A 506-nucleotide genomic window follows, 5' to 3' on the forward strand; every position below is an offset into this window, starting at 1 on the left:
AAAGCGATGTAGAGCCGGTCGCGGGACTGCGGCACCGGCAGGCAGGTGCGCGGCAGCACGTGCGCGGAATTCAGGGCGATGACCCGGGTCTCGTAACCGAGGTCCTGGATCTCGCGCAGCCACCGATGCCGGTCGTCCCACTTCCAGCACTGCACGACGTTTTCCATCACCCCGGCCAGCACCGGCTTGCCGCGCGCGGCCATCGCACGCAGATACCGGGGAATCTGCTCGACCAGCGCGCGGCTGCGCCCGGACGCCGGATCCTCGACGATGCCGAGTTCCTCGTCGAACCGGTACTGGTTGCTCTGGTCGAAGTAGCGTTTCTGTCCCTTCGCGTCCGTCCATTCCGGGCACGCCGGGCTCGCCCAGAACAACTCCGTCGCGGGCAGCCGCGTCAGGTCGATCTCCCTGACGTCGCCGGGCGGAAGGTGTTCCACCGTGGGGAAGTTCAGCTCGTGCACCGCCACACAGACCGGGTTGTGGTTGGCCGCGATCCGGCCCGTGAG

Annotated in this window: 1 pseudogene; it reads right to left on the reverse strand. The window is 68.0% G+C overall.

Annotated elements, in window-relative coordinates:
• Positions 1 to 506: pseudogene (locus A5780_RS41105) on the reverse strand (DNA cytosine methyltransferase); the annotation flags it as partial.

The organism is Nocardia sp. 852002-20019_SCH5090214, from assembly GCF_001665865.1.
In the GTDB taxonomy this organism is placed as follows: domain Bacteria; phylum Actinomycetota; class Actinomycetes; order Mycobacteriales; family Mycobacteriaceae; genus Nocardia; species Nocardia nova.